The 24,462-nt window shown below is 70.7% G+C and carries 32 protein-coding genes; 7 read left to right on the plus strand and 25 right to left on the minus strand.

Annotated features, from left to right (window positions below):
- Nucleotides 1–189 precede the first annotated feature (189 nt).
- Nucleotides 190–3,096 carry a LuxR family transcriptional regulator gene (locus K304_RS28040; protein WP_199779585.1) on the plus strand — a complete coding sequence of 969 codons (2,907 nt, stop codon included), beginning with the start codon at nt 190–192 and terminating at the stop codon, nt 3,094–3,096.
- Here the strand turns inward: K304_RS28040 and K304_RS0108335 are convergent.
- The gene (locus tag K304_RS0108335; protein WP_486591605.1) at nt 3,080–4,705 is read right to left on the minus strand and encodes a putative glycoside hydrolase; all 1,626 of its coding nucleotides are present in this window, start codon (nt 4,703–4,705) and stop codon (nt 3,080–3,082) included. The genes K304_RS28040 and K304_RS0108335 overlap by 17 nt on opposite strands.
- A gap of 147 nt (nt 4,706–4,852) precedes the next feature.
- On the opposite strand from K304_RS0108335, the gene K304_RS0108340 reads away from it, so the two are divergent.
- From K304_RS0108340 to K304_RS0108355, 4 genes are all read left to right on the plus strand, one after another.
- Nucleotides 4,853–5,923, plus strand: coding sequence for a polysaccharide deacetylase family protein (locus K304_RS0108340; RefSeq protein ID WP_037789579.1), 1,071 nt, complete (start codon nt 4,853–4,855; stop codon nt 5,921–5,923).
- Between the two features lie 82 nt (nt 5,924–6,005).
- On the plus strand, nt 6,006–6,182 hold the full coding sequence (locus K304_RS33290) for a hypothetical protein (protein WP_158687318.1): 177 nt from the start codon (nt 6,006–6,008) through the stop codon (nt 6,180–6,182).
- 194 nt (nt 6,183–6,376) lie between these two features.
- Entirely contained in the window at nt 6,377–6,718 is a 342-nt protein-coding gene (locus K304_RS0108350) for a hypothetical protein (RefSeq protein ID WP_027763369.1), read from the plus strand.
- Between the two features lie 5 nt (nt 6,719–6,723).
- A complete protein-coding gene (locus tag K304_RS0108355) occupies nt 6,724–8,061 on the plus strand; it encodes a hypothetical protein (protein WP_037789582.1) in 1,338 nt (445 codons plus the stop codon).
- 40 nt (nt 8,062–8,101) lie between these two features.
- Here the strand turns inward: K304_RS0108355 and truA are convergent, their stop codons facing one another.
- Nucleotides 8,102–8,959 (minus strand): tRNA pseudouridine(38-40) synthase TruA, encoded by an 858-nt coding sequence (gene truA, locus K304_RS0108360; protein WP_027763371.1) that lies wholly within the window; start codon nt 8,957–8,959, stop codon nt 8,102–8,104.
- Between the two features lie 149 nt (nt 8,960–9,108).
- Between truA and K304_RS0108365 the strand changes: the two genes are divergently transcribed.
- On the plus strand, nt 9,109–10,029 hold the full coding sequence (locus K304_RS0108365) for an AurF N-oxygenase family protein (protein WP_027763372.1): 921 nt from the start codon (nt 9,109–9,111) through the stop codon (nt 10,027–10,029).
- A 9-nt stretch (nt 10,030–10,038) separates the two neighbouring features.
- Nucleotides 10,039–11,562: an FAD-dependent oxidoreductase gene (locus tag K304_RS28045; protein ID WP_037789585.1), complete on the plus strand. Its 1,524-nt coding sequence runs from the start codon at nt 10,039–10,041 to the stop codon at nt 11,560–11,562.
- A gap of 92 nt (nt 11,563–11,654) precedes the next feature.
- Here the strand turns inward: K304_RS28045 and rplQ are convergent, their stop codons facing one another.
- From rplQ to rplP, 23 genes are all read right to left on the minus strand, one after another.
- Nucleotides 11,655–12,164 carry a 50S ribosomal protein L17 gene (gene rplQ / locus K304_RS0108375; protein ID WP_027763373.1) on the minus strand — a complete coding sequence of 170 codons (510 nt, stop codon included), beginning with the start codon at nt 12,162–12,164 and terminating at the stop codon, nt 11,655–11,657.
- A gap of 275 nt (nt 12,165–12,439) precedes the next feature.
- Entirely contained in the window at nt 12,440–13,465 is a 1,026-nt protein-coding gene (locus K304_RS0108380) for a DNA-directed RNA polymerase subunit alpha (RefSeq protein WP_027763374.1), read from the minus strand.
- A 114-nt stretch (nt 13,466–13,579) separates the two neighbouring features.
- Nucleotides 13,580–14,206 (minus strand): 30S ribosomal protein S4, encoded by a 627-nt coding sequence (gene rpsD / locus K304_RS0108385; protein ID WP_027763375.1) that lies wholly within the window; start codon nt 14,204–14,206, stop codon nt 13,580–13,582.
- Between the two features lie 26 nt (nt 14,207–14,232).
- Complete coding sequence (gene rpsK / locus K304_RS0108390; protein ID WP_016473404.1) at nt 14,233–14,637, minus strand: 30S ribosomal protein S11; 405 nt, start codon at nt 14,635–14,637, stop codon at nt 14,233–14,235.
- 67 nt (nt 14,638–14,704) lie between these two features.
- Nucleotides 14,705–15,085 carry a 30S ribosomal protein S13 gene (gene rpsM, locus K304_RS0108395; protein WP_027763376.1) on the minus strand — a complete coding sequence of 127 codons (381 nt, stop codon included), beginning with the start codon at nt 15,083–15,085 and terminating at the stop codon, nt 14,705–14,707.
- Nucleotides 15,086–15,304: 219 nt separating this feature from the next.
- The gene (gene rpmJ / locus K304_RS0108400) at nt 15,305–15,418 is read right to left on the minus strand and encodes a 50S ribosomal protein L36 (RefSeq protein ID WP_003956441.1); all 114 of its coding nucleotides are present in this window, start codon (nt 15,416–15,418) and stop codon (nt 15,305–15,307) included.
- Nucleotides 15,419–15,489: 71 nt separating this feature from the next.
- Complete coding sequence (infA, locus tag K304_RS0108405) at nt 15,490–15,711, minus strand: translation initiation factor IF-1 (RefSeq protein WP_003948620.1); 222 nt, start codon at nt 15,709–15,711, stop codon at nt 15,490–15,492.
- A 174-nt stretch (nt 15,712–15,885) separates the two neighbouring features.
- Nucleotides 15,886–16,731 (minus strand): type I methionyl aminopeptidase, encoded by an 846-nt coding sequence (gene map / locus K304_RS0108410; protein ID WP_027763377.1) that lies wholly within the window; start codon nt 16,729–16,731, stop codon nt 15,886–15,888.
- 217 nt (nt 16,732–16,948) lie between these two features.
- Entirely contained in the window at nt 16,949–17,599 is a 651-nt protein-coding gene (locus tag K304_RS0108415; RefSeq protein WP_027763378.1) for an adenylate kinase, read from the minus strand.
- On the minus strand, nt 17,599–18,912 hold the full coding sequence (gene secY, locus K304_RS0108420) for a preprotein translocase subunit SecY (RefSeq protein WP_027763379.1): 1,314 nt from the start codon (nt 18,910–18,912) through the stop codon (nt 17,599–17,601). The genes K304_RS0108415 and secY overlap by 1 nt, the downstream gene beginning before the upstream one ends.
- Nucleotides 18,913–19,113: 201 nt before the next feature.
- Nucleotides 19,114–19,578, minus strand: coding sequence for a 50S ribosomal protein L15 (gene rplO / locus K304_RS0108425; protein WP_027763380.1), 465 nt, complete (start codon nt 19,576–19,578; stop codon nt 19,114–19,116).
- 1 nt (nt 19,579) lies between these two features.
- Entirely contained in the window at nt 19,580–19,762 is a 183-nt protein-coding gene (rpmD, locus tag K304_RS0108430) for a 50S ribosomal protein L30 (protein WP_027763381.1), read from the minus strand.
- A complete protein-coding gene (gene rpsE / locus K304_RS0108435) occupies nt 19,762–20,361 on the minus strand; it encodes a 30S ribosomal protein S5 (RefSeq protein ID WP_027763382.1) in 600 nt (199 codons plus the stop codon). Before rpsE ends, rpmD begins: the two co-directional genes overlap by 1 nt.
- Nucleotides 20,362–20,404: 43 nt before the next feature.
- Complete coding sequence (rplR, locus tag K304_RS0108440; RefSeq protein WP_027763383.1) at nt 20,405–20,788, minus strand: 50S ribosomal protein L18; 384 nt, start codon at nt 20,786–20,788, stop codon at nt 20,405–20,407.
- 3 nt (nt 20,789–20,791) lie between these two features.
- On the minus strand, nt 20,792–21,331 hold the full coding sequence (rplF, locus tag K304_RS0108445) for a 50S ribosomal protein L6 (RefSeq protein ID WP_027763384.1): 540 nt from the start codon (nt 21,329–21,331) through the stop codon (nt 20,792–20,794).
- Between the two features lie 23 nt (nt 21,332–21,354).
- Nucleotides 21,355–21,753 carry a 30S ribosomal protein S8 gene (gene rpsH, locus K304_RS0108450; protein ID WP_027763385.1) on the minus strand — a complete coding sequence of 133 codons (399 nt, stop codon included), beginning with the start codon at nt 21,751–21,753 and terminating at the stop codon, nt 21,355–21,357.
- A gap of 224 nt (nt 21,754–21,977) precedes the next feature.
- The gene (locus K304_RS0108455; protein ID WP_023531031.1) at nt 21,978–22,163 is read right to left on the minus strand and encodes a type Z 30S ribosomal protein S14; all 186 of its coding nucleotides are present in this window, start codon (nt 22,161–22,163) and stop codon (nt 21,978–21,980) included.
- A gap of 1 nt (nt 22,164) precedes the next feature.
- The gene (gene rplE, locus K304_RS0108460) at nt 22,165–22,731 is read right to left on the minus strand and encodes a 50S ribosomal protein L5 (protein WP_027763386.1); all 567 of its coding nucleotides are present in this window, start codon (nt 22,729–22,731) and stop codon (nt 22,165–22,167) included.
- The gene (gene rplX, locus K304_RS0108465) at nt 22,731–23,054 is read right to left on the minus strand and encodes a 50S ribosomal protein L24 (protein WP_027763387.1); all 324 of its coding nucleotides are present in this window, start codon (nt 23,052–23,054) and stop codon (nt 22,731–22,733) included. Before rplX ends, rplE begins: the two co-directional genes overlap by 1 nt.
- Before the next feature lie 2 nt (nt 23,055–23,056).
- On the minus strand, nt 23,057–23,425 hold the full coding sequence (gene rplN, locus K304_RS0108470) for a 50S ribosomal protein L14 (RefSeq protein WP_027763388.1): 369 nt from the start codon (nt 23,423–23,425) through the stop codon (nt 23,057–23,059).
- 105 nt (nt 23,426–23,530) lie between these two features.
- A complete protein-coding gene (rpsQ, locus tag K304_RS0108475; protein WP_027763389.1) occupies nt 23,531–23,818 on the minus strand; it encodes a 30S ribosomal protein S17 in 288 nt (95 codons plus the stop codon).
- A complete protein-coding gene (rpmC, locus tag K304_RS0108480; RefSeq protein WP_027763390.1) occupies nt 23,818–24,042 on the minus strand; it encodes a 50S ribosomal protein L29 in 225 nt (74 codons plus the stop codon). The genes rpsQ and rpmC overlap by 1 nt, the downstream gene beginning before the upstream one ends.
- Nucleotides 24,042–24,461, minus strand: coding sequence for a 50S ribosomal protein L16 (rplP, locus tag K304_RS0108485; protein ID WP_027763391.1), 420 nt, complete (start codon nt 24,459–24,461; stop codon nt 24,042–24,044). Before rplP ends, rpmC begins: the two co-directional genes overlap by 1 nt.
- Nucleotide 24,462: the final 1 nt, after the last annotated feature.

Genomic DNA, 24,462 nt, shown 5'->3' on the forward strand with positions numbered 1-24,462 from the left:
CCGGCCCGACCCGCGCCCCCGCAGGTGATGGCATCCGGTGATAACCCCTCCCCGCCCCTCCAGGTCAGCGCGGCGCCGCACACCCCGGCAGCGGGCGAAGCGCAAGATTTCGATGAACGGGCATTGAGTCCCGGAAACCGGATGGTTAACCTCAGCGCGCCGTCCCGCTCGTGCTGGAGGGGGAGCCCGTTGACCGACCACGCCGCCGACACCACCCACCAGACCACCCACACCACCCGCCAGACCACCCACACCCACACCGGCCCACACCACCCGCCCGTGGGCCGCACCGCCCTGCTCGCCGCGCTCGAAGCCCGCGTCGCCGCGGGCGGCAGTGCCGTCCTGACCGGCCCCAGCGGCATCGGCAGGTCCACCGTGCTGGAAGCCGTCGCGGCCTCCGCCACCGCCCGCGGCGAACTGGTGCTGCGCGCCTCCGGCGCGGAGACGGAACGCTGGCTGCCGTACGCCGGCCTGGCCGACCTCCTCGGCCAGGTGCCCGTCGGCCTGCTCGCCGCTCTCCCCGAGCCCCAACGCTCCGCCCTGTACGGGGTGTTGCTGCGCGACCGGCAGACCACCGACGCCGGCGGACAGGGCCAGTCCGTGTGCCGCCTCGCCTGGCGCGGCCTGCTCGGCCGGTGTGCCGCCGACCGTCCGGTGCTGCTCGTCGTCGACGACGCGCAGTGGCTGGACGGCCCGACCGTGGACGCCCTGCGCTACGCGGCCCGCCGCCTCACCGGGCTCGGCGTACGGGCCGTCACCGCCGGCCGGTGGCCGGAGGGCCTGGCCGCGGGCGACGGCGGCAGCGCCACCTGGACGCCCACCCCCGCCTCCGTCGTCGTCCCGCTGCCCCCGCTCGCACCCGACGAACTCGCCGAACTCTTCGCGCAGTACGGCCTCCCCGCACGCGTCGCGAACACCCTGCACGCCGACTCCGGCGGCAATCCCTACCTCGCGCTCGCCCTGGCGGGGGCGTTCACCGACCGCATCCCCCGCCACTGGCGGCCCGCGCCGCTGCCGCAGCGCGTGCACGACATGATCAGCGAACGGCTGGCCACGCTGCCCGACCGCGCCCGGGAGACGCTGCTCACCGCGGCGTTCGCCACCCACCCCACCGTCGACCTGCTGCGCCGCGCCGGGCGCGCCGAGGCCGAGCACGACGTCCGGCTCGCCGCCGCGGCCGGGCTGCTCGTCGCCGAGGGCGGCACCGTCCGCTTCACGCCCCCGGCCGTCGGCACGGTGCTCGCCGCGCACGCCGGCGCGGCGCACCGCGCGGAGGTGCACACCGCGCTGGCCGCCGTGGTCCCCGACGCCGCAGGCCGGGTACGGCACCGCGCGCTGGCCGCGCCGGGGCCGGACGCCGCGCTGGTCCGTTCGCTGGTGACCGCCGCCGAGGCCGCCGCCCGGCAGGGCTCGCACCGGATGGCGGCCGAACTGTACCTGCTCGCGGCCGACCGCACGCCCGCCGAGCCGGCCGGGCAGAGCGCCCGCCTGGAGTGGCTGGTCGCCGCCGCCGAGGCGGGCGCCTCGGCGGCGCTGCCCGCGCTGGTGCACCGCGCCGCCGACGCCGTGCTCGCCGCGGACGCCTCGCGGGCCCAGCGCACGCGGGTGCGGATCGCGCTGCTGGACCTGTCCGGGCAGGGGTTGTCCGAGATGGACGAGGTGTTCGCCGCCGCGCTGCTGGACGCCGACGGGGACCCCGCGCTGATGGGCCCGCTGCGGCTGCGGATCTCGTGGTCGGCGCTGGTCGACGGCCGCCCCGAACGCAGCGGGCGGGAGGCCGACGCCGCGGCCGGGCACGCCCGTGCCGCGGGCGACACCACCACCGAGGCGATGGCACTCGGCGTCCGGGCGACCGTATCGGTGATCACGGGCCGCGACGACCACCGGGCGGTGCTCGACCGCGCGCTGCGCCTGCCCGAACCGCCGCTGAACGGCTGGCTGCACGCCTCCCCCCGGTTCGTCGCCGCCCGCTTCGCGGTGTTCGAGGACCGGTTGGCCGAGGCCCGCGAGGAACTCCTGCGCATGCTGGCGCTGGTGGAGCGCGGCTCGGGCGAGGAGGTGGTGCACGTGCTGCGCAGCCTGGCCGAGGTGTCGGTGCGGACGGGCCGCTGCCGGGACGCCCTGGACTTCGCCGACCGCGCGGTGCGGATCACCGAGGAGGCGTCGCTCAGCCCGGGGCCCGCCTGGTGGGACGCGGCCGTCGCCGAACTCGCCGGCGGCAGCGTCGGACGCGCCGTGGCGTACGCGGAGAGCGGGCTGCGGGCCTCCACGCAGGAGCGGGACGCCATCTACCGCGGCCGCCATCTGCATGTGCTGGGCCAGGCACGGATGCGCGGCGGCGACGTGCGGGGCGGCGTGGAGACGCTGCTGCGCATCGAGGCCCTGGAACGCGGGCAGGGCGTGTGCTCGCCGCTGGCCCTGCGCTGGCACGGCGACCTGGCGTCCGGGCTGGCGGCGCTGGGGGAGACCGACCGGGCCGAAGAGGTGGTCCGCGCCGCGCGGGCGGCCGTGGGTTCCCGCGCCCGCGGGGTGGGGGTCACCGCACAGCTCGACCGCGCCGAGGCCGCCGTACGTGGTGCGCGCGGCGACGCGGACACGGCGCTGGAGCTGCTGGGGGACGCGGCGCGGCGGTTCGAGGAGCTGGGCCAGCCGCTGGAGCGCGGACACTGCCTGCTGGAACGCGCCCGTGTCGAACGGCGCCGGCGTCGGCACGCCGCCGCCCGGGCCGCCGTGGCGGAGGCGCTGGAGCTGTTCACCGAGTGCGGTGCCCGGCCGTGGGCGGAGCAGGCGGGGCGCAGCCTCGACCGGCTCGGTGCAGGTACTCCTCCTCCCCGGCAGGGCGCCGGGGCCCACGAGGACCGTGACCCGGCGCCGCGCCGCGTGCTGACGGACAACGAGGCCCGCATCGCGGCCCTGGTCGGCGAGGGGGCGACCAACCAGGAGGTGGCGGCGCGGATGTTCCTGAGCGTCAAGACCATCGAGGCGTCGCTGACCCGCATCTACCGCAAGCTCGGCATCCGGTCCCGCACCCAGCTCGGCACGTGGCTGCGCTCGGGTGCGGGACGTGCGGACGCCGGCGTCACCTCCTCGGAGTGAGTCCCCCTGCGTGGTAGCGGGCTCCGGCGTTCCAGAGGATGAAGGAGTCCATCCCGTTGTCGCGGGCCGCCTTCACCTGCGCGGCCACCTCGTCGTCGCCGTAGGCGACGCCGAGCGAGAAGTCCTGGAGCCACGGCACGATCACGGCGCCGCTGCCCTTCGCCTGCTTCTCGAAGTCCGCCAGCGACCGCTTCACGATCTTGTACGGGTCGGCGTTGGGGTTCGACACGCCGTACTCGCCGGCCGCCCAGTGCGAGGGGTAGACCATGGGCGCGATGTAGTCGGAGTGCTCGGCCATGGCCGGGATGTCCTGCGCGATCTCCGTCGGGCGGGTGGCCGCCACCCCGAAGACGCAGGCGCCGAGGAACGCGCCCTCGGGGCGCACCCGTTCACGGGTCTCGGCCATGAAGGAGGCGATCCTCTCCGTCGGCTTCCGGTCGCCGAGCCCGGGGAAGGTGAAGCCGCTCATCCGGCCGTCGGGGCGGCGCACGTAGTCGTACAGGATGTCGTCGAAGCCGAGTTCGGCGGCCTCAACGGCGAGGTCCATGTTGTACTCGCGGACCTCCTCGTTCGCGAAGTTGGTGAACGACAGCTTCCCGTAGTGCCCGCCCCCGCCGTACGGGGCGCCGTTCGCGTCCTGCACCACGCGCTCGCGGGCACCGGACTTCCAGGACGCCTTGGCCAGGATCGGGTCGCGGAAGGCGACGATGCGGCCCACCACGCGCACGTCCCGCTCGTGGAGTGCGCGGAGGGCCTTCTTCGCGTCGTAGTAGCCCTTGGCGGCTCCGATCTTCCGCGCCAGCGGGACCTGCGAGTCGTAGCCGATCTCGCCGTCCTCGTCCTTGATGTCGAGCTGGACGGCGTTGATCCGCCCCTCCTCGGCCATCTTCAGGATGGGATCGCGCAGGGCCTTCGACGTCCAGCCGATGGCCGTGATGTGCACCGCCCGGGTGTCGGGGTAGGGCACGAGAACCGTGGCGTTCTCGGCCGTTTCGTTGCCGCCCTCGTCGACCGCGCGGACCTCGACCTCGGGGGCGGGTTCGGCCAGGCGGTGGGAGAACGCGCCGTCGTCGCCGACCTTCACCTCCGCCCCGCCGACGGTGACCGTCCGCGCGCCCTCGACGTGTCCGCGGATGGTCGCGGGGGCGCGCAGCGACTCGGCCTGCGCCTTCTCGATGGTCAGGCGCGGCGCGGTGGTGTCGACGGTGAAGGAGCGCCGGGTGGTCTGCGTGAAGCCGAGGTTCCCGTCGGCGGCGACGGTCAGTTCGTGCGCGCCGTCGTCCAGCCCGGGCGTCTCGACGAGGAGGCGGTCGCCGTCCCGGCGGGTCTTCGCGGGCTCGCCGTCGAGGGAGACGGTGAGGCCGTCCAGCGACGTGCCGCCCTGCGCGACCAGTTCCAGGCGGCCGTTCTTCGTCTCCGCGCCGTTCAGCACACCACCGTTCTCCAGACCCGCCACGCGTATCTGGGGCGGGACGGAGCGGAACGCGAAGGCGGCCAGGCCCGCGCAGCCGACCACCACCAGCATGACGGCGAGGATCGCGAGACGTCTGCGGCCGAGGACCTGGACGAAGCTCCTGCGCCTTCCCGCTTCGGGTGGACTGGTCTGCACGCGCGATCACCTGCCGTTCGGGAGGTCGTGTCTGACGTCACGTCAGCCTGAACAGGGCTGTCGCCTCGGACGATTCGACCGCTCGACTCCCGGCAACAATGCCACTGTCGTCTCTTCATACTTCCCTGGCGCGGCAGGAGGCCAATCATGGTTCGTCCACTCCGGCTCGGCGCGGCGGCAGCCGCGGCCGCGCTCCTGACACTCACGGGATGCGCCGGGAACACCTCACCGGACGGGCCGGAGGACCGGAAAACGGAACGCGCGCCGGGTGCGGCGGACACGGCCGACGGCGAACGGGACAGCCCGTCGCCGTCCCCCTCCTCCGCGCCCGACCCGGCCGCCGTCGACGCCGACGAACTCGGCGCCGTACCGGTCCTGATGTACCACCAGATCGTCGACGATCCGCAGAGCGTCTACGACCGCACACCCGAGGACTTCCGCGCGGAACTGGAACGCCTCGCCCGCGAGGACTACGTCCCTGTCACGGCCCGCGCACTGACCGGCGGCCGCATCGACATCCCCGCGGGCACCCACCCCGTCGTCCTCACCTTCGACGACTCCACCGTCAGCCAGCTCGCGCTCGACGCCTCCGGGAAGCCGAAGCGGGACACCGCCGTCGCCGTCCTCCGCGACGTCGCGGAGAAGCACCCGGACTTCCGCCCGGTCGCGACCTTCTTCGTCAACGGCGACCCGTTCGCCGAACCCGGCGGGCAGCGCACGCTGGGCTGGCTGCACGACCACGGCTTCGAGATCGGCAACCACACCCTGCGGCACACCACCCTCGGCACCGTCTCCGGCTCCGAGGTCCAGCGCGCCGTCGCCCGCAACCAGAAGGCCATCACCGACGCCCTCCCGGACGACGTCACCGTGGACTCCCTCGCCCTGCCCAACGGCTCCATGCCGTCCGACGCCGGGCTCGCCGTCGAGGGCTCCTCCGGCGGCACCGACTACCGGCACGCCGGGGTCTACCTGGTCGGCGCCAACCCCGCGCCGTCCCCCTTCTCCTCGGACTTCGACCCCGCGGCGATCCCCCGCATCCGCTCGCAGGGCCCGGACGGCCCCGACGCGAAGTTCGCCTCCACCGCCTGGCTCGACAAGCTCGCGGACGGCACCGTCGCCCGCTACACCTCCGACGGCGACCCGGACCGCGTCTCCTTCCCCGCCGACCGCAAGCCCTCCCTCGCCGCCCCCTTCGAGAACCGCGCCCAGCCGTACTGACCGTGCGGGCTTCCCCACCCGACCACGAGACGGACACCGGCCCGAAACTGCGCACCTCGCCGCAGCGGGCGTCCCCGTATACGTGCTCCTCACCCGCGAGGACGGGCAGGCCCACGCGGACGCGGAACCGGTCGTCGCGGCGGGTGGCTCGACCCGCAGCCGCTACACGGCGGTCACCTCCGTCGAACGCGGCGGCAAGCTGAGCCTCCCCGCCCCCTACCCGCCCCTGGACACGGGCTTCCTCGCTCCCCCCGACTGACGCCCCGCTCCCATGGAGCCGCCCGGCGCGCGCAGCCGAGGTGTGGAACGTTGCCCGGCGACGCACGCTGAGGTGAGGATCCGGCGGAGACGTATGCGGTGACAACGGGCCGTAGGTGATCTTTCCGCGGGTCCCCCGCTCGGCCGCTGCCTACACTGGTCGGCGCGCCACGTAGGGTAGGAACGGGGAGACGCATGACGACGCACGGGGGCGGGTTCTCGGCGAGTGCCGCATCCATCGACGGCAGTTCACACCTGCTCCTCGAGGTCGCGGGACTGCTCCACGCCGGAAGGATGGACGGCGAGAACGCGACGATGTGCCGGGTGCCGCGGTCGCATCCCGAGGTGGCGGAGTCCGTGCACCGGTTCGCGACGTTCGCCCGCGACCAGTACGCCGACGCCGTCCTGCTGCTGGCCGCCCTCGCGACGAAGCTCGAGGCGACGGGCCACGCATACGCCCGTGCGGACGAGGACGCCCAGCGGGCCCTGGACGGCATTCTGCAGTCCGGGCGGCTCGTCGGCCCCGAGGACAGGTGACCGCGATGGCCCACCGAGCCGACGTCGCGTTCCTCGCCGACGCCAACCCGGCGCTCATCGAGCGGAACGCCGACGAGTTCGCGCGGCTGCACCGGCTCGCCGACTCGACGGACGACGCCTTCCTCAAGGCCGACCGCGTCGACTGGGTCAGCACGTCGCAGCAGCAGTACGTGAAGCGCCTGGACGAGGCGAAGCAGCTCGTGGACGGCCTGTCCGCCGGTTTCCGCAAGGCCTGGCAGGCGCTGGCCGACTACGCCGAGGCCGTGACGACGGCACAACGCCACTTCGACGACGGCGAGTTCTCCGAACGGAAGCTGGCCGAGGTCGTCGCACGGGAGGCGACCCTGCTCACGCGTCTGACCGGTGCGCAGAGCCCGATGCGGGAGTGGGAGGACCTGCGGGACTCCTCCGGCCTGCTGGACCGGATCGGCGAGATCGGCGTCGACGTCGATGCGATCCGGGAAGACGCCGAACGCCACTACCGGCAGGCGAACGACGCCTACGAGGACGCGCAGCGCGTCGAGTCGGAGGCACGGGGCCGCTGCCTCGCCGAGCTGCGGACGGCGTACGCCTCGCTCCCCGAGTTCCGCGGCGGCTCGGGCGATTCCGCCGAGATCCTGGGCAGCCTCGGCCTCCTCCGGGAGGAGACGCGGCAGGCCGAGGACGACCCCCACGCGCAGCTTCCCGGCACCGGCGTCAAGGCCGACGCGATCCCGTCCCTCAGCGACGCGCTCGTCGTGAACGAGAAGCTGGAGCGCATCCGGTCACTGGCGGGGGAACACCCCGACGCGAAGGGCATCAGCTACCTCCTGCCCTCGGACTCGGAGGAGACCCTCCGGGACTACATCGACGCCAACAGCGTGCTGATCAGGGCCGCCGCCCACCACTCCGGGCTGCCGCCCGAGATGGTCGCGGGCATCGCGTGGCAGGAGGTCGGGGGCGCGCCGGCGGTGGTGGACGACGTGGCCGACGAGGTGCGGCAGCTCGTGCCCGGCACCGGGGAGGCCGACCGGACGTCGATGGGGCCGCTCGCCGTGCAGGTCCGGCGCGGCGCCGAAGTCCTCGGCTACGACCCGCACCACCTCACCGACGACCAGCGGGCGCGCGTCGAGGATGCGATCAAGGACCCGGCGCAGAACGTCTTCATCGCCTCCGAGTACCTGGCGCAGATGAAGGCGGAGAGCGGCTTCGCGGACGTGCCGGCCGAGCAGATGACACGTGCGCAGATGCAGGAGCTCGCCGCGCGGTACAACGGCGGGCCGTACTGGCAGAGCGACGACGCCCAGGCCTACGCGCGCCGCTTCGACGCCCGGCTGGACGAGGCGACGGCGCCGCTCCGCTGACCGGCGGTGGATCTCGTGGAGGCCGTCCGCACGCCTGCGGTCAGCAGCAGCCGGAGGCTCCCGGCAGCGTGCGCTTGTTGCGGGAGGCGGCGTTGCGGGCGGCGAGGTCGGGATCCGCGGGGTAGCCGACCTCCTCGAGGGTGAGGCCGTGCGGGCGGACGACGTGGACGGCGGAGTCGCGGACGCCCGCCGCGAGGACCTTTCCGGGCCACTCGGGGGGCCGGTGGCCGTCGCCGACGAACAGCATCGCACCGACCAGCGACCGGACCATGTTGTGGCAGAACGCGTCCGCCAGGACGGTCGCCTCCAGGACGCCGTCGGTGTGCCGGACCCAGTGCAGCCGCCGGAGGGTGCGGATGGTGGTGGCGCCCTCGCGCTTCTTGCAGTAGGCGGCGAAGTCGTGTTCGCCGAGCAGCGCGTCGGCGGCGGCGTTCATCGCGTCGAGGTCCAGGGGCCAGTTGTGCCAGAGCACGTGGCCGCGGCGCAGCGGGTCGACGCCCCCGGGATGGTCGCAGACGCGGTACGCGTAGCGCCGCCAGATCGCGGAGAAGCGCGCGTCGAAGTGCGGCGGCGCCTCGGCGACCCGGTGCACGCGGACGTCCATGGGCAGCCGTCCAGCGAGGCGGCGCAGCAGCTGGCCGCCCTGCTCGGCCCACAGGTCCGCGGGAAGGTCGACGTGGGCGACCTGGCCGCGGGCGTGGACGCCCGCGTCGGTGCGGCCGGCGACGGTGAGCGGCGGTGCGGCGTCCTGGCGCAGCACGACGCGCAGCGCGTCCTCGATCTCCTGCTGGACGGTGCGCTGCCCGCCCTTCTGGCGGGCCCAGCCGGAGAAGTCCTTGCCGTCGTAGCTCAGGTCGAGCCGTACCCGGACGAGGCCGGGCTCCACGTCGTCGCTCACGCACCCGATCCTCTCACCACGCCCCGGCGCGCGTGACGGCCCTCCACGCCCGTTCCTTACTCGGGGGTAGGCATCGCCGGAAGTTCTTGCTATACAGGTCGTCAACAAGCCGGGGCCGGATCACGACGACGCGCATCAGGGAGCCCAGCATGGCAGGCAGCACCGTTCGGCCGGAGAACGGAGCCGACGCACGGCGCCGCGAGGACCACCTCGCGCAGCGGCTGCTCGACTCCTCCGCCCGGCTCTCCTACGACCCGGCCACCGAGGTCGACTGGGAGACGCCCCTCGACGAGGACTTCCACGGCGCCAGCCCCGAGTGGAGCACGCTCTACGGGACGCCGTACTGGAACGAGCTGACCGAGGCGCAGCGCAAGGAGCTGACCCGGCAGGAGGCCGCGTCGGTGGCCAGCACCGGCATATGGTTCGAGATGATCCTGCAGCAGATGGTGCTCCGGGACATCTACGCCAAGGACCCGACGGACGAGACGGTGCAGTGGGCACTCACCGAGATCGCCGACGAGTGCCGCCACTCCCTCATGTTCGCCCGCGGCGCGAAGAAACTGCGCGCTCCCGCCTACCGCCCGCACCGCGTCGCCGTCGAACTCGGCCGCGCCTTCAAGACCGTCGCCTTCGGCGAGGCCGCGTACGCCGCGATCCTCGTCGCCGAAGAGGTCCTCGACGTGATGCAGCGCGACTGGATGCGCGACGAACGGGTCGTGCCGTTCGTGCGCACCATCAACAACATCCACGTCGTCGAGGAGTCCCGGCACATGAAGTTCGCCCGGGACGAGACCCGCCGGCACCTCGCGCGCGCCGGCCGTACCCGCCGCACGATCCACGCCTTCGTCATCGCGGTCGCCGCGTACGTGATCGTCACCAGCATGGTGCACCCCGACGTCTACGCGAACGCCGGCCTCGACGAGGAGCGGGCGCTCCGCGAGGCGAAGGCCAACGAGCACCACAAGGCGATGATGCGCTCCAGCTGCTCGGGCCTGATGGAGTTCCTCTCCTCCTGCGGCCTGCTCACCAAGCCGGCGCTGGTCTTCTACCGGCGCGCCCACCTGATCTGAGCGGACCCCATGGCCTACGCGATCACCCAGACCTGCTGCAACGACGCCGCCTGCGTGTCCGTCTGCCCGGTCAACTGCATCCGCCCGACGCCGCAGGAACGGGCGTTCGGCAGCACCGAGATGCTGCACATCGACCCGCAGACCTGCATCGACTGCGGGGCCTGCGCGGACGCCTGCCCGGTGGAGGCGGTCTTCCCCGTGGACCGGCTGCCTCCGGCGCAGCAGGAGTACGCCGACCTCAACGCCGCGTACTTCGCGGACGCCGCCTCCCCCGGCGGGACGGCCGACCACGGCCCCGTCTTCCACGCCTGGGGCCGGCCGACGTTCGACCGCACGCTGCCGTCCGACTTCGGGCCGCTGCGGGTGGCCGTGGTCGGCACCGGGCCGGCGGGCATGTACGCCGCGGAGGACCTGCTGCTGCACACGCCCGCCGAGGTCACGCTGATCGACCGGCTGCCCACGGCCGGCGGCCTCGTGCGGTACGGCGTGGCGCCCGACCACCTCTCCACCCGCAGGATCGGCGCGTCCTTCGCGCGGCTCCACACCCACCCCCGCGTGCGGATGCACCTGGGCCTGGAGGCCGGCCGGGACGTCACCGCGGACGAACTCGCCGCCCACCACGACGCGGTCGTCTGGGCCGTGGGCGCCTCCGCCGACCGCCGGGTCGGCATCCCCGGCGAGGACCTCGACGGCAGCATCGCGGCGACCACCTTCGTCTCCTGGTACAACGGCCACCCGGACGTGGCCCCGGACGCCGTCGACCTGTCCGCCGAGCGCGTCGTGGTCGTCGGCAACGGCAACGTGGCGCTCGACGTCGCCCGCATCCTCGCCACCGAACCGGAGCAGCTGGCCGCCACCGAGATCGCCGGTCACGCGCTGGCCGCGCTCCGGCGCAGCCGCGTGCGGGAGGTGGTCGTGCTCGGGCGACGCGGCCCTGAGGACGCGGCGTACACCCGTTCGGAGCTGGCCGCGCTGCGGCACCTGCCGGGCGTGGAGCTGGTCCTGGACGCCCACGACCCCCGGGTGGGAGCGGTGGTCGACGAGGCCGCCGGGACGCACGGCACGGCGGGCGTGCTGCGCGGCATGACGCGCGAGACCGTGGACTGGACGCGGCCCCCGGCCGGGGACGCGCGGCGCATCGTCCTCCGCTTCCACTCGGCGCCGGTGGAGGTCTGCGGCGCGGGCGGAGCGGTGCGCGCGGTCCGTGTCTCCGGCCCGCACGGTGACGTGGAGCTCCCCGCCGGCGCGGTCCTCCGGGCGGTCGGCCACTGGGGGAGGCCGGTCGCCGGGCTCCCCTTCGACGAGGCCACCGGAACGGTGCCGCACGAGGGCGGCCGCGTACCCGGCCGTCCGGGCACCTACGTGGTGGGCTGGATCAAGCGGGGGCCGTCCGGGGGGATCGGGGCGAACCGCGCGTGCGCGGCGGAGACCGTGGGGACGCTGCTGGCCGACGCGGTCGCCGGTGTGCTTCCCGCGCCCGGCCGCTCCCCGCGTGCGTTCACCCGTCTGGCCCGCCGCCGTCGCCGACGGTGAGGACTCCCCCGGCTCCGGCCCCGGCCCCGCCGCACGGCGAACGGGCCCGCACCCCGAGGGGTGCGGGCCCGTTCGCCGTGCGGCGGGGCGCGTCAGGCGTCCTTGGACTCCTCGGCGGCCTCGTCGGCAGCCTCGTCCTTGGTGACGTCGACCTTCTCCGCGTCGGCGGCCTTCTTCTCGTCGGCCTCCTTCACGGACCGCTTCGTCGCCGCCTCGGCCTCGCCGACAGCCTTCTGCTGCACGGTGAGGGCCTCCACCAGCTCGATGACCGCCATCGGGGCGTTGTCGCCGCGGCGGTTGCCGATCTTGGTGATGCGGGTGTAGCCACCCGGACGGTTCTCGTAGCGGGGACCGATCTCGGTGAAGAGCGTGTGCACGACGCCCTTGTCCAGGACCGTGCGCATGACCTGGCGGCGGTTGTGAAGGTCGCCCTTCTTCGCCTTGGTGATCAGACGCTCCGCGACCGGGCGCAGGCGGCGGGCCTTCGCCTCGGTGGTGGTGATGCGGCCGTGCTCGAAAAGGTCGGTGGCGAGGTTCGCCAGCATGGCCTTCTGGTGCGCGGCGCTGCCGCCCAGACGGGCACCCTTGGTGGGCTTCGGCATGGTGCTTCTCCTTGGTTACTGCACCGGCCGTGTCAGGTACCGGTGTCAGGGGTCCGTACGGACGGGCCGTCCGCACGGGCCCGGGACGGTCGGCGTACCGCCGCCCCGGAGCCGGCCGGTGTGAACCGGCCGGTCGCCCGGCCCGGAGGCCGGAAGTCGTGCTGCGGGCGGCCGCAGCGCGTGCCGCCCGCTCGCCGCTCTCGGGCCGGTCCCGGCGTCCGTGGACGCCGGGACGGTCCGCTCTCGGCTTTGCCTGCCTGCCGTTTCCGGCCGGCTCAGTACTGCTCGGTCTCCACGAAGCCCTGGTCGCCGCCGTCGTCGTCGGCGCCGAAGGCGTCCGCCGCGGCGGTCGGGTCGAATCCGGGCGGGCTGTCCTTGAGGGCCAGACCCATGCCGGCCAGCTTCGCCTTGACCTCGTCGATCGACTTCGCACCGAAGTTGCGGATGTCGAGCAGGTCCGCCTCGGAACGCGCGACGAGCTCGCCCACGGAGTGGATGCCCTCGCGCTTGAGGCAGTTGTAGGAACGGACGGTGAGCTCGAGCTCCTCGATCGGGAGCGCGAGGTCCGCCGCCAGGGCGGCGTCCGTCGGCGACGGGCCCATGTCGATGCCTTCGGCGTCGACGTTGAGCTCGCGGGCCAGGCCGAACAGCTCGACCAGGGTCTTGCCGGCCGAGGCCATCGCGTCACGCGGGCGCATGGCCTGCTTGGTCTCGACGTCGACGATCAGCTTGTCGAAGTCGGTGCGCTGCTCGACACGGGTCGCCTCGACCTTGTAGGTGACCTTCATGACGGGCGAGTAGATGGAGTCGACCGGGATGCGGCCGATCTCCTGGCCCACCTGCTTGTTCTGGACGGCGGAGACGTAGCCGCGACCGCGCTCGACGGTCAGCTCCATCTCGAGCTTGCCCTTGCCGTTCAGCGTGGCGAGCACCAGGTCGGGGTTGTGCACCTCGACACCGGCCGGCGGCGCGATGTCGGCGGCGGTGACGACGCCCGGACCCTGCTTGCGCAGGTACATCACGACCGGCTCGTCGTGCTCGGAGGAGACGACGAGGCTCTTGATGTTGAGGATGAGGTCGGTGACGTCCTCCTTGACCCCCGGCACGGTGGTGAACTCGTGCAGGACGCCGTCGATCCGGATGCTCGTCACGGCGGCACCGGGGATCGAGGAGAGGAGCGTGCGACGAAGGGAGTTGCCGAGGGTGTAGCCGAAGCCCGGCTCCAGCGGCTCGATGACGAACCGGGAGCGGAACTCGTCGACGACCTCTTCGGTCAGTGAGGGGCGCTGAGCGATCAGCATGGGTGTGTGCCTCCAGTCTGCGGCAACCGCTATTTGATGCCGTACTGACAGGGTACGGGCGGTACCGGCCGAATGGCCGCGTACCGCCCGCCCCGTTACCGAGCGTGACCCGAATTACTTCGAGTACAGCTCGACGATCAGCTGCTCCTGCACCTGGGTGTCGATCACCGGGCGCTCGGGCAGCGAGTGGACCAGGATCCGCAGCTGCGAGGGGATGGCCTCGAGCCACGCGGGGACGGTCTTGTCGCCGGCCTCGGCCTGAGCCACCTGGAACGGGGTCATGTTCCGGGAGGACTCGCGGACCTGGATGATGTCGCTGGGGACGACGCGGGCGGAGGGGATGTCGGTCTTGCGACCGTTCACCTCGATGTGCCCGTGACGGACCAGCTGACGGGCGTGGTCGCGGGACTTGGCGAAGCCGGCCCGGTAGACCACGTTGTCGAGGCGGGTCTCGAGGATGCGCAGCAGGTTCTCACCCGTCTTGCCCTGCTGGCGGTTGGCCTCGTTGAAGTACCCGCGGAACTGCTTCTCCAGCACGCCGTAGATGCGAGCAGCCTTCTGCTTCTCGCGCTTCTGCAGCAGGTACTCGGAGTCCTTGGTGCGCCCGCGCCCGTGCTCACCCGGGGGGTAAGGACGGATCTCGATCGGGCACTTCGCGCTCTCGCACTTAGCTCCCTTGAGGAAGAGCTTCTGCTTCTCCCGACGGCAACGCTTGCAGTCGGCCCCGGTGTAACGCGCCATTGTCTAGATCTCCTACTTCCTGATGGTCAGACTCGGCGACGCTTCGGCGGGCGGCAGCCGTTGTGCGGGGTCGGGGTGACGTCCTGGATGGAGCCGACCTCGAGGCCGGTGGCCTGGAGGGAGCGGATCGCGGTCTCACGGCCGGAGCCGGGACCCTTCACGAAGACGTCGACCTTGCGCATGCCGTGCTCCTGGGCGCGACGCGCGGCGTTCTCCGCGGCCATCTGCGCGGCGAACGGCGTGGACTTGCGCGAGCCCTTGAAGCCGACGTGGCCGGCCGAGGCCCAGGAGATCACGTTGCCGGTCGGGTCGGTGATCGAGACGATGGTGTTGTTGAACGTGCTCTTGATGTGAGCGTGCCCGTGGGCGACGTTCTTCTTCTCCTTGCGGCGCACCTTCTTGGCGCCGGCCGTACGGCCCTTCGGAGGCATAGAGGTTCACTCCCGTGGAGGTGGTCGGTCCGACAGCGGGACCGCTGGTCAGCGTGTCCGCAGTGGACTACTTCTTGCCCGGCTTCTTCTTGCCGGCGATCGCGCGACGCGGGCCCTTGCGGGTTCGCGCGTTGGTCTTCGTGCGCTGGCCGTGGACCGGGAGGCCCCGACGGTGGCGCAGACCCTGGTAGCTGCCGATCTCGACCTTGCGGCGGATGTCGGCCTGGATCTCACGGCGGAGGTCACCCTCCACCTGGAGGTTGTTGTCCACGTACTCGCGGATCTTGACCAGGTCCTCCTCGGCGAGGTCCCGGACGCGGGTGTCCGGGCTGACGCCGGTGGCGGCCAGGGTCTCCTGGGACCGCGTACGGCCGATGCCGAAGACGTAGGTGAGGGCGACCTCGACGCGCTTGTCGCGCGGGAGGTCAACGCCTGCGAGGCGTGCCATGTATGTGGCTCCTGATTTCTGCGGAGGTCTGGCGCAGCACCGTTCCCGTAGGTCTCCCGGGGGAGTTACGAGCCGGGTCCTCGGCCTCCGACCGAGGGTGTCGTCCCCACCGGCTGTGCGTTCTCGGCGAGCGGGGGGTCGGGTGACTGCGTATGTACTTTTTCGCTTGCGTCGCGCGAAGAGTTGCGAGCGAGGTGCGAAGGCGAGGGTCGGCTGCGTTCAGCCCTGGCGCTGCTTGTGGCGCAGGTTGTCGCAGATGACCATGACCCGGCCGTGACGGCGGATCACCTTGCACTTGTCGCAGATCTTCTTGACGCTCGGCTTGACCTTCATGAAAGTGAGGTTCTCCGGGTCAGTGCCGACGCCCCGCACCGGGGGATTCCGGCTCAGGGCGTCTGCAAGATCTACTTGTAGCGGTAGACGATCCGCCCGCGCGTCAGGTCGTAGGGAGACAGCTCCACCACGACCCGGTCGTCGGGAAGGATACGGATGTAGTGCATCCGCATCTTGCCGCTGATGTGCGCAAGGACCTGGTGGCCGTTCTGCAGCTCCACCTTGAACATCGCGTTCGGGAGAGACTCGACGACCGTGCCCTCGATCTCGATGGCCCCTTGTTTTTTGGCCATGCTTGAGCGCTTCACCTTCCGGGATCGGCTACCTGGGGTGGCCCGGGGCACACGAAGACACCCGGACCGACGAGCAAGTCTACTTCACGGCACCCGGAAAGACGAATCGGGGAAGTATCCCCCGAGAGGAAGATCGTTAAGCGTCGGGAACGACGTCTCTTCGAGACCGTCCCGTTACCCGAGCGGGTCGGGGGCGGCGGTGACGCCCAGCTCGGCCAGCTTGGCCCGGCCGCCGTCCGGCGCGGTGAGCACCAGCGGACCCTGCTCGGTCAGCGCGATCGAGTGCTCCCAGTGGCTGGACCACGTGCCGTCGTCGGTGAGCACGGTCCACTCGTCCGACAGCACGTGCGTCTTCGGCGTCCCCAGGCCGACCATGGGCTCGATGGCCAGAGCCATGCCCGGCACCAGCTTCGGGTTGTGCCGGCCGATGAGGCGACGCCGGTCGACGTAGTTCAGCAGGTGCGGGTCCATGTGCATCTGCGAGCCGATGCCGTGGCCGCCGTAGTCCTCGATGATCCCGTACTTGCCGGAGGCCGGCCGCGGCTGGCGGCGGATGTAGCCCTCGATGGCCCGGGAGATGTCGGCCAGCCGGTGCCCCTTGCGGACGGCGGCGAGGCCGGCCCACATGGACTCCTCGGTCACCCGGCTCAGCTCGTGCAGTTCGGGGGCGTGGCCCTCGCCGACGAAGACGGTGATCGCGGCGTCGCCGTGCCAGCCGTCGATGATCGCCCCGGCGTCGACGGACAGCAGGTCGCCGTTCTTGAGGACGGTGTCCTTACTGGGGATGCCGTGGACGACGACGTCGTTGACCGAGGTGCAGATGTTGCCGGGGAACCCGCCGTAGCCGAGGAAGTTCGGCTTGGCGTCGTGCTCCGCGAGCACCTTGGCGGCGACGTCGTCCAGGTCCTTCGTCGTCGCGCCGGGGACGGCGGCTTCGCGGCACGCCTTGTGCATGGCGGCGACGACCAGCCCCGCGGCGCGCATCTTCGCGATCTGCTCAGGGGTCTTGATCTCGACCATGGTGTTCTGTCGCCTCCTGCCCGTGGGCGCTACTGCGTGGAATTCTCCCCGTCCCCGCCCGTTCCCGAAAGCCGGGAGACCGCCCGGGACCTCACGGGCGCCCGGGGGCCGGGCCGGCTCCCGGGCACGCGGGGTGCCCGGGGGACCGAGAGAGCGGCCGTCGGCCACGGCGACGGGAAGCCGGACGCGGCCCGGGCCGGGGACGGCTGCCAGGACCCTAGTCGCGCCCCAGCGCGGACATCGCCCGCTGCGTGACCTCGGCCGCGGCGCCGAGCCCGGAGAGGGTGGTCACCAGACCCTGCGCCTTGTAGTAGTCGATGATCGGCTCGGTCTCGCTGTGGTACACGGCGAGCCGCTTGCGCACGGTCGCCTCGCTGTCGTCCTCGCGCTGGTACAGCTCGCCGCCGCACTTGTCGCAGACCCCGTCGGCCTTCGGCGGCGCGTACTCCGCGTGGAAGACGTGGCTGGAGTCGGTACGGCAGATGCGCCGGCCGGCGATCCGCTTGACGACCTCCTCCTCGGGGACCTCCAGGTCCAGCACCGCGTCGAGCTTCAGCTCGTGGGTGTCGAGGTAGCGGTCCAGCGCCTCGGCCTGGCCGATGTTCCGCGGGAAACCGTCCAGCAGGAAGCCGCCGGAGGCGTCCTCGTGCTGCATACGGTCCTCGGCCATTCCGACGGTGACCTCGTCCGGCACCAGGCGCCCGGCGTCCATGAACTCCTTGGCCTGCCGTCCGAGCGGCGTGCCCTGGGAGATGTTGGCGCGGAAGAGGTCGCCCGTGGAGATGTGCGGGATCGACAGGTTCTCGGCGAGGTACGCGGCCTGCGTGCCCTTACCCGCACCCGGCGGTCCGACGAGGACGATTCGCATCAGCGGAGGAACCCTTCGTAATGGCGCTGCTGCAGCTGGCTCTCGATCTGCTTCACGGTCTCGAGCCCCACACCGACGATGATGAGAATGCTCGTGCCACCGAACGGGAAGTTCTGCTGAGCACCGAAACCGACCAGCGCGACGGTGGGCACCAGAGCGATCAGACCCAGGTAGAGCGAACCGGGCCACGTGATGCGGTTCAGCACGTAGCTCAGGTACTCGGCCGTGGGGCGTCCCGCACGGATGCCCGGGATGAAGCCACCATACTTCTTCATGTTGTCTGCAACTTCTTCGGGGTTGAACGTGATGGCCACGTAGAAGAAGGCGAAGAAGACGATCAGGAGGAAGTACACGCTGATGTAGAGCGGGGAACTCTGCTGCGTCAGGTTGGCCTGGATCCAGTCCGCCCAGCCCGCCTGGGAGTTGCTGAACTGCACCACCAGAGCGGGAATGTAGAGCAGGGACGAGGCGAAAATCACAGGAATGATGCCGGCCTGGTTGACCTTCAGCGGAATGTACGTCGAGGTGCCGCCGTAGGAACGGCGGCCGATCATGCGCTTCGCGTACTGCACCGGAATGCGGCGCTGCGCCTGCTCGACGAAGACGACCAGGACGACCATCGCGAGGCCCGCGAGAATCACGACGCCGAACTCGATCCAGCCGCCGGCGAGCTTGCCCTGCTGCTTGATGGCCCACAGCGCGCCGGGGAAACCGGCCGCGATGGAGATGAACATCAGGATGGACATGCCGTTGCCGATGCCGCGGTCGGTGATGAGCTCACCGAGCCACATGATCAGACCCGAACCCGCCGTCATGCAGATCACCATCACCACGGTGGTGAAGATGCCGTCGTTCGGGACGATCTCCCTGCCCACCGGGCACTGCGGGAAGAGCGCGCCGCTGCGGGCGGTCGCGACCAGACCGGTCGCCTGCAGGACGGACAGCGCCACGGTCAGGTAACGCGTGTACTGCGTGATCTTGGCCTGGCCGGACTGTCCTTCCTTCTTCAGCTGCTCCAGCCGGGGAATCACCACGACCAGCAGCTGGAGAATGATGCTGGCAGTGATGTACGGCATGATGCCGAGCGCGAAGATGGTGAGCTGCAGCAACGCACCGCCGCTGAACATGTTCACCAGACCGAACAGGCCGCTGTTGGACTCGGCCATGTTCATGCACTGGTTGACGTTCTCAAAGCTGACGCCAGGTACCGGGACGTGCGCCCCGACGCGGAAGAGCACGATGATGCCCAGCGTGAACAGCAGCTTCTTGCGCAGGTCGGGCGTCTGGAACGCCCGGGCGAACGCGGTGAGCACGGTGCCTCCTGCGACCTCCCGGCACGAACGCGCGAGAGGGACGGTCTTGGGGGTCGGATCAACAGTGCACGCCACCTTACCGGCGGCGACGGGCCCGGGGAACGACCACTCGTGACGGAACCATCACGACCGCTGGCCGACCCCGGCAACAGCTGACCGGGGATGCCCATGGGACACCCCCGGTCAGCCGGTCAAACGAACTCAGACGAGTTCGGTGACGGTTCCACCGGCGGCGGTGATCTTCTCCTTGGCGGAGCCGGAGACCTTGTCGACGGTCACCTGCAGCGCCACGGAGACCTCTCCGTCGCCGAGCACCTTCACCAGTTCGTTCTTGCGCACGGCGCCCTTGGCGACCAGGTCGGCCACGGTCACCTCGCCACCCTTCGGGTAGAGGGCGGCGAGCTTCTCGAGGTTCACCACCTGGAAGTTCTTGTGCGCCGGGTTCTTGAAGCCCCGGAGCTTGGGCAGCCGCATGTGCAGCGGCATCTGCCCGCCCTCGAAGCGCTCGGGAACCTGGTAGCGGGCCTTCGTGCCCTTGGTGCCACGACCCGCGGTCTTGCCCTTGGACGCCTCACCACGACCGACACGGGTCTTGGCGGTCTTGGCGCCGGGGGCCGGCCGGAGGTTGTGGACCTTCAGCGGCTTGTCGCCCTGCGGCTCAGCCATCTCAGTCGACCTCCTCGACCGTCACGAGGTGACGCACGGTGTGCACCATGCCGACGACCTCGGGACGGGCCTCCTTGACGGAGACGTCGTTCACACGCTTCAGACCGAGGGTCCGCAGCGTGTCCCGGTGGTTCTGCTTGGTCCCGATGACGGAACGCGTCTGCGTGATCTTCAGGCGAGCCATTACGCATTCACCCCGGCACGCGCCCGCAGCAGAGCGGCGGGAGCCACGTCCTCGAGCGGCAGGCCACGACGGGCGGCGATCTCCTCGGGACGCTGCAGGCCGCGCAGAGCGGCGACCGTGGCGTGCACGATGTTGATCGGGTTGGCCGAGCCGAGCGACTTGCTCAGCACGTCGTGGATGCCCGCGCACTCCAGCACGGCACGCACCGGGCCACCGGCGATCACACCGGTACCGGGCGACGCCGGCTTGAGCAGCACGACACCCGCGGCCTCCTCACCCTGGATCGGGTGCGGGATGGTGCCCTGGATGCGGGGGACCTTGAAGAAGTGCTTCTTCGCCTCCTCGACGCCCTTGGCGATGGCAGACGGCACCTCCTTGGCCTTGCCGTATCCGACACCCACGGTGCCGTCACCGTCGCCCACCACGACCAGCGCGGTGAAGCTGAAGCGACGACCACCCTTCACAACCTTGGCGACTCGGTTGATCGCGACGACGCGCTCGACGTACGCCGTCTTCTCGGCGGCGGCGCCGCCGTCCCGGCCCTTGCGGTCCCGGCGGTCGCCACCGGCGCCGCCACCGCGGCGCTGGGGTCCAGCCATTGGAATTACCTCTCTCGTTTCCGTCCGCGTCCGCGGAACCGGCTCAGAACTTGAGCCCGGCTTCGCGGGCGGCGTCAGCCAGAGCGGCAATCCGCCCTGCGTACTTGTTTCCACCGCGGTCGAAGACGACGGCTTCGACACCCGCGGCCTTCGCACGCTCGGCGACCAGGGCGCCGACCTTCTGGGCCTGCGAGCTCTTGTCGCCCTCGCCGGTCCGGATGGAGCTGTCCAGCGACGACGCGGAGGCCACGGTGTGGCCCTTGATGTCGTCGATGACCTGCGCCACCATGTGGCGGTTCGAGCGCGTCACGACCAGACGAGGACGCTCGGGCGTACCCGAGATCTTCTTCCGGATGCGAATGTGCCGGCGCTTGGCGGCGGCGCGCTTGTAGGCGTCGCCCTTAGCGATCTTCACGCCGTATGCCATGGCTTACTTACCAGCCTTTCCGACCTTGCGGCGGATGACCTCGCCCGCGTACTTCACGCCCTTGGCCTTGTACGGGTCGGGCTTGCGCAGCTTGCGGATGTTCGCGGCGACCTCGCCGACCTTCTGCTTGTCGATGCCCTCGACCGAGAACTTGGTCGGCGACTCGACCTTGAACGAGATGCCGTCCGGCGCCTCGATCAGGATCGGGTGGCTGTAGCCCAGCGAGAACTCCAGGTTGGAGCCCTTGGCCTGGACGCGGTAACCGACACCGCTGATCTCGAGAGCCTTGGTGTAACCCTGGGTCACGCCAGTGATCATGTTCGCCACCAGCGTGCGGGACAGACCGTGCAGGGCCCTGTTCCGGCTCTCGTCGTTCGGGCGGGTGACGCTGAGCACGCCGTCCTCGCCCTTGGCGATCTCGATGGGTGCTGCGATCGTGTGCGTGAGGGAGCCCTTCGGGCCCTTCACGTCGACCTTGCGTCCATCGACGGTGACGTCCACACCGGCGGGAACCTGGATGGGGAGCTTGCCGATTCGCGACATGGCTTTACCTCCGTTCCCTTCCGTTACCAGACGTAGGCGAGGACTTCCCCGCCCACACCCTTCTTCTGCGCCTGCTGGCCGGTCAGGAGACCGTGGGACGTGGAGATGATCGCCACGCCCAGGCCGCCGAGAACCTTCGGCAGGTTGGTGGACTTTGCGTAGACCCGAAGACCCGGCTTCGAGATCCGCTTGATGCCGGCGATCGAACGCTCACGGTTCGGGCCGAACTTCAGCTCGAGGACGAGGGACTTGCCCACGGGGGCGTCCTCGGTCTTCCAGCCGGTGATGTAACCCTCCTGCTGGAGGATCTCCGCGATGTGCGACTTGATCTTGCTGTGCGGCATCGCGACGGTGTCGTGGTACGCCGAGTTCGCGTTTCGCAGACGCGTCAGCATGTCTGCGATCGGATCGGTCATGGTCATGTGCTGGCCTTCGGCCTCTCTCGCCGGGGTTTCCTGTCTGCTCCGTCCTTCTCCCCGCACGCGCCTCGGCGGCGCGGCGGGACAGGTGTGGAGCGGGGACCTACGGCGTAGTAAGTCGTGTCCGGGCGCCGGGCGCCCGACCCTCCACCCTAAGGGATGCGGGTCGGGGCTCGACGTCCAGGTTCCTTACCGAGAGTCCTGGCTGGTCGACTGCGAGGAGCCGATTACCAGGAGCTCTTGGTGACGCCCGGCAGCTCGCCGCGGTGCGCCATCTGGCGGAGGCACACGCGGCACAGGCCGAACTTGCGGTAGACGGAGTGCGGGCGGCCGCAGCGCTGGCAGCGCGTGTAGGCGCGCACCGCGAACTTCGGCTTACGTCCGGCCTTGGCGATCAGGGCCTTCTTCGCCATGTCAGTTCTCCTTGAACGGGAAGCCGAGGTGACGAAGCAGCGCGCGGCCCTCCTCGTCGGTGGTCGCCGTGGTGACCACGGTGATGTCCATGCCCCGGACCCGGTCGATCTTGTCCTGGTCGATCTCGTGGAACATGACCTGCTCCGTGAGACCGAAGGTGTAGTTGCCTCGGCCGTCGAACTGCTTCGGCGACAGTCCGCGGAAGTCGCGGATGCGCGGCAGTGCGAGCGACAGCAGGCGGTCCAGGAACTCCCACATCCGGTCGCCCCGGAGGGTGGAGTGGGCGCCGATCGGCTGCCCCTCGCGCAGCTTGAACTGCGCGATGGACTTCCGGGCCTTGGTCACGGCCGGCTTCTGGCCGGTGATCGTGGCGAGGTCCTTGATGGCACCCTCGATCAGCTTGGAGTCGCGGGCGGCGTCGCCCACACCCATGTTGACCACGATCTTCGTGAGACCGGGGATCTGCATGACGTTCTCGTACGTGAACTCGTCACGCAGCTTGCCCGCGATCTCCTCGCGGTAGCGCGTCTTCAGACGCGGCGCGGTGGCAGTGGTGGTGGCAGTCATCAGATGTCCTCACCGGTCCGCTTGGCAACGCGGATCTTGTTGCCCTCGTCGTCGAAGCGGTATCCGACACGGGTGACGACCTTCTTGCCCTCGGACTCCACGACGAGCTGCACGTTGCTCACGTGGACCGGAGCCTCGGTCGTCACGATGCCGCCGGTCTTCGAGCCACGAGCGGTCTGGCCGGCCTTGGTGTGCTTCTTGACCCGGTTGACACCCTCGACCAGGACACGGTCCTCGCGGGGGAAGGCCACGATGACCTTGCCCTGCTTGCCCTTGTCCTTACCGGTGATGACCTGGACCAGGTCGCCCTTCTTGATCTTCATGCTCACAGCACCTCCGGCGCGAGCGAGACGATCCTCATGAACTTCTTCTCGCGCAGCTCACGGCCCACGGGGCCGAAGATACGGGTGCCGCGGGGGTCGCCGTCACCCTTGAGGATGACGGCGGCGTTCTCATCGAAACGGATGTACGAACCGTCGGGGCGACGGCGCTCCTTCACGGTGCGCACGATGACCGCCTTGACGATCTCGCCCTTCTTCACGTTGCCGCCCGGGATCGCGTCCTTGACGGTGGCGACGACGACGTCACCGATGCCCGCGTAGCGACGGCCCGAACCACCGAGTACACGGATGGTGAGGATCTCCTTCGCACCCGTGTTGTCGGCGACGCGAAGCCGAGACTCCTGCTGGATCACGTCTATCTCCTGATCGTCTGCCGGTTCCCGGCGGGGCGCCCACGCGCGGTGCGCGCCCCGCCGAGCCTGGCGGAACTCCTCCCGGGGCCAGACGGCCCCGGGAAATTACTTGGCCTTCTCGAGGATCTCGACGACGCGCCAGCGCTTGGTGGCGGACAGCGGCCGGGTCTCCATGAGGAGGACACGGTCGCCGACGCCCGCGGCGTTCTGCTCGTCGTGCGCCTTGAGCTTCTCGGTACGGCGGATGATCTTGCCGTACAGCGCGTGCTTGACGCGGTCCTCGACGGCGACGACGACGGTCTTGTCCATCTTGTCGCTGACGACGAGACCCTGGCGGGTCTTGCGGAAGCCGCGCTTCTGCTCGTTCTTCTCAGTCACGTTGGTCTCGCTCATCAGGCACTCTCCACCGTCTCGATGCCCAGCTCGCGCTCACGCATCAGGGTGTAGATCCGCGCGATGTCCTTGCGGACGGCCTTCAGCCGGCCGTGGTTCTCGAGCTGCCCGGTCGCCGCCTGGAAGCGGAGGTTGAACAGCTCTTCCTTGGCCTCGCGCAGCTTGCCGACGAGCTCCTCGCCGCCAAGCTCACGCAGCTCGGACGCCTTGGTTCCGGCCGCCATCACGATTCACCTGCCTCGCGCCGCACGATCCGGCACTTCATCGGAAGCTTGTGGGCGGCGCGGATGAGCGCCTCCTTGGCAATCTTCTCGTTCGGGTAGGACAGCTCGAACATGACCCGACCGGGCTTCACGTTCGCGATCCACCACTCCGGCGAACCCTTACCGGAACCCATGCGGGTCTCGGCGGGCTTCTTGGTCAGCGGGCGGTCGGGGTAGATGTTGATCCACACCTTGCCACCACGCTTGATGTGACGGGTCATGGAGATACGAGCTGCCTCGATCTGCCGGTTCGTCACGTAGGCCGGGGTGACGGCCTGGATGCCCCACTCGCCGAATGCGACCTCGGTGCCGCCCTTGGCCATGCCCTTGCGCTTCGGGTGGTGCTGCTTGCGGTGCTTGACCCTGCGCGGGATCAGCATG

Source organism: Streptomyces sp. CNS606, from assembly GCF_000426325.1.

Coding starts and splice junctions, on each gene's coding strand:
- K304_RS0108340 (WP_037789579.1), top strand. CDS start 4,853: ATGGTTCGTCCACTCCGGCTCGGCGCGGCGGCAGCCGCGGCCGCGCTC.
- K304_RS0108350 (WP_027763369.1), top strand. CDS start 6,377: ATGACGACGCACGGGGGCGGGTTCTCGGCGAGTGCCGCATCCATCGAC.
- K304_RS0108355 (WP_037789582.1), top strand. CDS start 6,724: ATGGCCCACCGAGCCGACGTCGCGTTCCTCGCCGACGCCAACCCGGCG.
- K304_RS0108365 (WP_027763372.1), top strand. CDS start 9,109: ATGGCAGGCAGCACCGTTCGGCCGGAGAACGGAGCCGACGCACGGCGC.
- K304_RS28045 (WP_037789585.1), top strand. CDS start 10,039: ATGGCCTACGCGATCACCCAGACCTGCTGCAACGACGCCGCCTGCGTG.
- rplQ (WP_027763373.1), bottom strand. CDS start 12,164: ATGCCGAAGCCCACCAAGGGTGCCCGTCTGGGCGGCAGCGCCGCGCAC.
- K304_RS0108380 (WP_027763374.1), bottom strand. CDS start 13,465: ATGCTGATCGCTCAGCGCCCCTCACTGACCGAAGAGGTCGTCGACGAG.
- rpsD (WP_027763375.1), bottom strand. CDS start 14,206: ATGGCGCGTTACACCGGGGCCGACTGCAAGCGTTGCCGTCGGGAGAAG.
- rpsK (WP_016473404.1), bottom strand. CDS start 14,637: ATGCCTCCGAAGGGCCGTACGGCCGGCGCCAAGAAGGTGCGCCGCAAG.
- rpsM (WP_027763376.1), bottom strand. CDS start 15,085: ATGGCACGCCTCGCAGGCGTTGACCTCCCGCGCGACAAGCGCGTCGAG.
- rpmJ (WP_003956441.1), bottom strand. CDS start 15,418: ATGAAGGTCAAGCCGAGCGTCAAGAAGATCTGCGACAAGTGCAAGGTG.
- infA (WP_003948620.1), bottom strand. CDS start 15,711: ATGGCCAAAAAACAAGGGGCCATCGAGATCGAGGGCACGGTCGTCGAG.
- map (WP_027763377.1), bottom strand. CDS start 16,731: ATGGTCGAGATCAAGACCCCTGAGCAGATCGCGAAGATGCGCGCCGCG.
- K304_RS0108415 (WP_027763378.1), bottom strand. CDS start 17,599: ATGCGAATCGTCCTCGTCGGACCGCCGGGTGCGGGTAAGGGCACGCAG.
- rplO (WP_027763380.1), bottom strand. CDS start 19,578: ATGGCTGAGCCGCAGGGCGACAAGCCGCTGAAGGTCCACAACCTCCGG.
- rpmD (WP_027763381.1), bottom strand. CDS start 19,762: ATGGCTCGCCTGAAGATCACGCAGACGCGTTCCGTCATCGGGACCAAG.
- rpsE (WP_027763382.1), bottom strand. CDS start 20,361: ATGGCTGGACCCCAGCGCCGCGGTGGCGGCGCCGGTGGCGACCGCCGG.
- rplR (WP_027763383.1), bottom strand. CDS start 20,788: ATGGCATACGGCGTGAAGATCGCTAAGGGCGACGCCTACAAGCGCGCC.
- rplF (WP_027763384.1), bottom strand. CDS start 21,331: ATGTCGCGAATCGGCAAGCTCCCCATCCAGGTTCCCGCCGGTGTGGAC.
- rpsH (WP_027763385.1), bottom strand. CDS start 21,753: ATGACCATGACCGATCCGATCGCAGACATGCTGACGCGTCTGCGAAAC.
- K304_RS0108455 (WP_023531031.1), bottom strand. CDS start 22,163: ATGGCGAAGAAGGCCCTGATCGCCAAGGCCGGACGTAAGCCGAAGTTC.
- rplE (WP_027763386.1), bottom strand. CDS start 22,731: ATGACTGCCACCACCACTGCCACCGCGCCGCGTCTGAAGACGCGCTAC.
- rplX (WP_027763387.1), bottom strand. CDS start 23,054: ATGAAGATCAAGAAGGGCGACCTGGTCCAGGTCATCACCGGTAAGGAC.
- rpsQ (WP_027763389.1), bottom strand. CDS start 23,818: ATGAGCGAGACCAACGTGACTGAGAAGAACGAGCAGAAGCGCGGCTTC.
- rpmC (WP_027763390.1), bottom strand. CDS start 24,042: ATGGCGGCCGGAACCAAGGCGTCCGAGCTGCGTGAGCTTGGCGGCGAG.
- rplP (WP_027763391.1), bottom strand. CDS start 24,461: ATGCTGATCCCGCGCAGGGTCAAGCACCGCAAGCAGCACCACCCGAAG.